This is a genomic window from Rhizorhabdus sp. (assembly GCF_018006725.1).
Classification (GTDB): Bacteria; Pseudomonadota; Alphaproteobacteria; order Sphingomonadales; family Sphingomonadaceae; genus Rhizorhabdus.
In genome coordinates, this window is the sequence record NZ_JAGMXV010000261.1 from 1 (window position 1) to 5,874 (window position 5,874).

At 66.9% G+C, this 5,874-nt stretch carries 4 protein-coding genes and 1 pseudogene; all 5 read right to left on the reverse strand.

Annotated features, from left to right (window positions below):
* Positions 1-97 precede the first annotated feature (97 nt).
* Entirely contained in the window at positions 98-886 is a 789-nt protein-coding gene (locus KAY22_RS23180) for an AraC family transcriptional regulator (RefSeq protein WP_296625525.1), read from the reverse strand.
* 70 nt (positions 887-956) lie between these two features.
* Complete coding sequence (locus tag KAY22_RS23185; protein ID WP_232333061.1) at positions 957-2,267, reverse strand: MFS transporter; 1,311 nt, start codon at positions 2,265-2,267, stop codon at positions 957-959.
* Positions 2,251-3,201 (reverse strand): alpha/beta hydrolase, encoded by a 951-nt coding sequence (locus KAY22_RS23190; protein WP_156843206.1) that lies wholly within the window; start codon positions 3,199-3,201, stop codon positions 2,251-2,253. The genes KAY22_RS23185 and KAY22_RS23190 overlap by 17 nt, the downstream gene beginning before the upstream one ends.
* A 55-nt stretch (positions 3,202-3,256) precedes the next feature.
* Positions 3,257-4,664: pseudogene (locus KAY22_RS23195) on the reverse strand (FAD-linked oxidase C-terminal domain-containing protein).
* Positions 4,665-4,672: 8 nt separating this feature from the next.
* Positions 4,673-5,874: TonB-dependent receptor (locus KAY22_RS23200; protein ID WP_296625526.1), on the reverse strand; the 1,202-nt coding region annotated here is incomplete at its 5' end.

Below are 5,874 nucleotides of genomic sequence, written 5' to 3' on the forward strand. Positions count from 1 at the left end.
CAATACCAGCGCACCGCCCACAGGATCACATCACCCTGGAAATGGCGCCACTTGAAATCCGTCATCGTTCCGTCCGTCCAATCTCCGCCAAGCATGCTCAAGCTTCACGATTTTTGCAACAGAGCCTCCGCGCGCGATACTGGGTCGGCGCGGTGCCGAAGCGGCGACTGAAGGCGCGGGTGAAGCTGGCATTGTTGAGATAGCCGCAGCGATAGCCGACCGATGCGACCGGCAGGTCGGTCGACAGGAGCAGCATCTTCGCACCCTCGAGCCGTTTCTCGGCCAGCGCATCGGCGATCGAACAGTCGAACATGTCGCGGAAACCGCGGGTCAGCTTGGCGCGGTTGAGACCGCAGGCGCCCGACAGCGTGTCGAGCGTCAGCTTCTCCGCCCAGCGCTCGTCGATCATCGACCTTGCATTGAGGATGCGGCGGCTGTCCTCCTGTGACAAATGGCTCTCCCCCAGCACCGGAACCAGCGCGCTGTCCCCGATCAGGCGCAGCGTATCGCACAGCAATTCGATGCTCTTGGCGAGACGGTAGGGCTCGCGCGCGCCTTCGGGCATGTCGCAGTCGCGGATGGCCAGGGCGATCTCGCGCAGTTCGCGGGTGATGTGGAAGGCGCCGTCGCGCCCCTCGGGCAGCGCGCCGAACAGCCGCTCGATCGCCGAGGCGGAGACGATCAGGAGAAGCTGGTCGTCGCCGAGCGTCGCGGCGGAGGGATCGGCATGCCAGCGGACCGTGGCAGGGGTACCGACGCAGCCGAGCGTGTAGCTGAGCGCAACCGGTTCGGCCGGCCAGGGGCGTTGCGGCAACGCGCCCGCGCCTACCATTGCCGCCATCTCGTGGGAGACCTGTACCCAGTCCCGCTCGACCATCCAGCGCATCCTCTCATCCTATCGAGGAAAAGCTAGACCTTCCTGATAGGTTTGTCGAGACCTATCAGAAAGGTAAAGGTCATGTGGCGAGCGAGGTCGAATCGCGCGGCGCGTGGCGCATCGCCAGGGGGAAGGCGAGCGAGGCGATCGCCGTGATCACGACGCCGACGATCGCGAGCGCGGTGCCCAGATGGCTCTCCCCGCCCAGCAGGCCGCTGACCAGCGTGATCAGCGGCGGCGCCACGCCGAAGCCGAGGACGCCGGCCAGCGCCACGAACAGCCCAATGCAGAATCCGCGCAGCTCGTTGGGCAGCAGGACCGTGATGGTGACGCCGACGATCAGCCCGGCGGCTGTGCCGCAGAACAGGAAGAGCCCGAGCATCAGCGCGAAACTGGGCACGTCGGGGGCGAGCGGGAAAAGTGACATCGGCACCGACAGGGTCGTCGCCGCGATCGCGCCGATCAGGATGCCGCCACGGCGCGGAAGGCGATGGCCCCAGTCGGCGACAAGACCGCCCAGGATCGATCCGATCACGCCGGCGGCGAAGACGACCAGGCCCATCCACTGGGCGAACTGATCGGGCTGGAGCCCATAGCTGCGGCTCAGCACCGGCGCGGCCCAGATGCCGGCGGCGGTATCGATCATCGCGACCGAGAGCTGGCCGGCGAACAAGGGAAGGATGAAGGCACGCCGGTCCCAAAGTTCGCGCATCGCGACCGAGAAGGGAGCATCGGCGCCCGCGACCGTCTCGCGCCGGGCCGGCTCGCGGACGAACAGCAGCGGCAGGCACACGATCACGCCGATCGCGGCCACGGCGAGATGGACCCCGCGCCAAGGCGCGACCGGGCCGATCCATGCGGGAAGCACCATCGTGCCGAGCATGCCGAACAGCCAGCCGCCCAGCGCGAACGCACCCGCGCTGCCGCCCCATTTGCCGAGCGTCAGGACCAGCATCGCGCTGCCGCGCTGGGTCGGCGGGCACATGTCGGCCGCGATCGAGATAGCGGCGGTGACCGAACAGAAGCCGCCCACCGCGACGAACATCCGGGCGATGAACAGCCCGGTGACGCTGTCGGCGAAGGCGGTCAGCACCAGCCCGATCGTCCAGCCGAGCACCAGCAGGAGCAGGAGCCGCATCCGGTTGCTGCTGTCGACCAGTCGTCCGATCGGCACCGCCAGCACGGCGAGCGGCGCCGCCGCGCCCACGCCCTGGATGAAGCCGAGCTGGTTGTCTGTCAGGCCCAGTTCGGCCTTGGCGGCCTCCTGGACGATGCTGAAAAGGAAGATCGACATCGTGCCGATGGCCAGCGCCAGCGCCAGGGCGAACAGCGCGGGCAGCGCGGCGGACAGGCGCGGTTCGGCGCGCGTTGGGTCAGGTGCGAGGGGCAAGGAACCTCCTGAGGGCCGACTGGCTGAGCTGCCGCGCCTGCCGGCTGACATAGGCGTCGGCCTGCAGTTCGAAGGCGTGGAAGGCTCCGGGAAAAAGATGGAATTCGATCGGCACGCCTGCGCGGGCGAGGCGGCGCGCATAATCGAGATTCTCCTCCAGGAAGAGATCGAGCGCTCCGGCGTAGAGGAAGGTCGGCGGCAGGCCTGACAGGTCGGTCGCGCGGGCGGGCGCCGCATAGGGCGAAACGTCGGCGCCGCCGGGCGCATGGCCGAGCAGGGCTTCCCAGCCGAAGCGGTTCTTTTCCGGCGTCCAGACATATTCGCCGACGAAGGGATGGGGTTCGGCGCCGCTGCCGTTGCGATCGTCGAGCATCGGATAGATGAGCTGCTGGAAGGCGAGGGGATATTCGCCGCGGTCGCGCGCCAGCAGCGCCAGCGCCGCGGCAAGGCCGCCGCCCGCGCTTTCGCCCATCACGCCGATCCGGGCCGTATCGAAACCCTGTTCGGCGGCGTTGGCGAAGACCCAGGCAAGGCCGGCATAGCAGTCCTCGATCGAGCCGGGAAACACGGTCTCGGGCGCGAGCCGATAGTCGACCGAGACGATCGCGCAGTTCAGCTCGATCGCCAGCGGCCCGTTGGACATGTCCCCCTGATCCGCGGTGCCGGCGACAAAGCCGCCGCCATGGATGTGATAGATGACGGGAAGCGGGGCGGCGGCCGCGTCCTTCGGTCGCAGGACGCGCAGCTGGATGTCGGGGCCCCCCGCAGGGCCGGCGACGGTCTTCACCTCGATCGCCGCGTCGGTCTGCGCCGGCGGCAGCATCGCCCTCAACTGCTCGCGCAGCGCAGGCAGGCTTTCGCGGCTGAGCTCGCTGTCCGGAAACTGCTCCAGAACGGGCAGGAGTTCGGGGTCGACGAGGTGGCGGCTGTTCACGGGCAGATCCTTTCCAGCGGACATGACGGAGGCCCGGACGGAACCGGGCCTTCGTTCAAAGCTGGAATATCTTGCCGGGGTTGAACAGGTCCTTCGGGTCGATCGCACGCTTGATCAGCCGCATCATTTCGACCGCGTCACCCAGTTCGTCGACGAGGAACTGCTGCTTGCCCAGACCGATGCCATGTTCGCCGGTACAGGTGCCGTCCATGGCGAGCGCGCGGGCGACGATCCGGTCGTTGAGTGCCTCGACCTCGATCATCTCCTCCGGCCTTTTGGGATCGATCGCGAAGATCACGTGGAAATTGCCGTCGCCGACATGGCCGAGGATCGTCGAGGGTACCGACGACGTCGCAAGATCTTCCTTGGTCTCGACGATGCATTCGGCGAGGCGGCTGATCGGCACGCAGACGTCGGTGGTCCAGCCGACCGCGCCGGGGCGCTGGTTGACCGCGGCGTAATAGGCCTCGTGCCGCGCTTTCCACAGCCGGTTGCGTTCTTCGGGCAGGTTCGACCAGAGGAACTCGCCGCCGCCATTATAGCCGGCGATCTCGCTCGCGCACCGTCTCGACCTGCTCCTCGACATAGCGTTCGGAGCCGTGGAATTCGAACAGCAGGGTCGTCTTTTCGGGATAGTCGAGCTTCGAATAGGCGTTGCAGGCCCGAACCTGCGCATCGTCGAGGATCTCGATCCGCGCGACCGGCACGCCGATCTGGATCGACTGGACGACGGTGTCGACCGCGCCCTTGAGGGTCTCGAAGGAGCAGACCGCCGAGGAGATCGCCTCGGGAATGCCGTGCAGGCGCAGGGTGATCTCGGTGATGATGCCCAGCGTGCCTTCGGCGCCGATCATCAGACGGGTCAGGTCGTAGCCCGCCGCCGACTTGCGCGCCCGGCGCGCGGTACGGATCACCTTGCCGTCGGGGGTGACGACGCGCAGCGACAGGATCGCCTCGCGCATCGTACCGTAGCGCACCGCGTTGGTGCCGGACGCACGGGTCGACGCCATGCCGCCGATGGTGGCGTTGGCCCCGGGATCGATCGGGAAGAACAGCCCCTGGTCGCGCAGATGTTCGTTGAGCTGTTCGCGCCGCACCCCCGCCTGGACGGTGCAGTCGAAATCCTCCTGGTTCACCTCGAGGATCGCGTTCATCTCCGACAGGTCGATCGTGAGGCCGCCCTTGACCGGGGTGACGTTGCCCTCGAGCGAGGTGCCGGCGCCGAAGGCTATGATCGGTACCTCGGCGGCGACGCACAGCCTGACCAGCGCCGCCACCTCTTCGGTCGAGCGAACGAAGGCGACCGCATCGGGCAGCACCGGATCGAAATGGGTCTCGCTCGACCCATGCTGGAGGCGGATCGCCTCCCCGGTGCCGAGCCGGTCGCCGACCACCGCACGAACCTCGTCGAGGAAGCCCGTGGGCAGCGGCTTGCGGTCGAAATTGGGCAGGGGCGCGGTCATGGCCTGTCTCAATATTTGAAGGAGGCGCGGACGCCGTAGCGACGACGATCCCCGATGATGCCCAGGTCGGAAGCCGGCAGGCCCGCGAGCAGGAGCGCCGTCTTCTCGATGTAGCTCTCGAAATACTTCTTGTTGAGCAGGTTGTTGCCGAAGATCGCCAGCTCGAACGGACCGGTCTTGTAGGTGATCGAGCCGTTGACCAGCGCATAGCCCTTCAGGAAGGTCGGCGTGGTCTCGTTGAGCGTCCCGGCGAGGCGCTTGCCCTTGCCCTGCACGCCGGCGCTGAAGGTCAGCGTGTCGTCGCCGATCGGCACGGCATAGTCGCTCGACAGGCTGAACATGATGTCCGGCTGGAAGGTGAGGCGGTCGCTCGAAAGCGTGCGGCCGGTGACGGCGGTATAAGGCGAACTGTCCGTCAGGCGGGCGTGCATGTAGGTGAGGCTACCGCTGATCGTCCATTGCTGGGTCGGCCGCACCAGCCCTTCGAGTTCGACGCCGTAGCTTTCGACATCGCCGCTGTTCAGGTCGACCGTGACGAGGCCGGAGGGGAGAGCCGGCGCGACCGAGTTGGGGCCGATATAATCCTTATAGTCGTTGTAGAAGACTGCGGCCGACAGCGAGAGCGCGCGGGTCGAATATTTGGTCCCGGCCTCGTACGTCCAGGCGGAGTCGCCCTTGTAGGTCCGGAATGGCGCGTTGGGGGCGTTGAAGCCACCGCCACGATAACCGCGCGCCACCGAGGCGTAGCTCATCATGCTGGTGTTCCAGTGACGGGTCACGGTCAGCTTGGGCTGGACCTGATCCGATTTGAGGCTGGCATCGGGGAGCGCCGCCCCATTGACGGTGCCCGAAGCCTTGCGGCTTTCATGGTCGTACCGCAGGCCGAGGGCCACTTCCCAATCGATGTTGGGCTTCCAGAATAGCGTGCCGAACGCGGCGTAGGTATTTCCCACGCGCTTGTCGGTCTGCCGTACCACGGCATTTCCGGCGATGACGATAGTGCGCGCCAGCGAGGCCGAGGTCGTTTCGCGGCTGTAGAACAGGCCGAACAAGGTCGAGATCTGGTCGCTCAAGTCGCTGTCGAGGCGAAGCTCGGTCGTTGTCGTGCGCAGGCGGTCGCGGCTGTTGTCGCGGACCGCGTTCAGCGGGCCGAAGTCGGCGTCCGAGTCCGGCGAAACGGTGTTGCGCAGGTCATAGGCTGCCTGAAGGG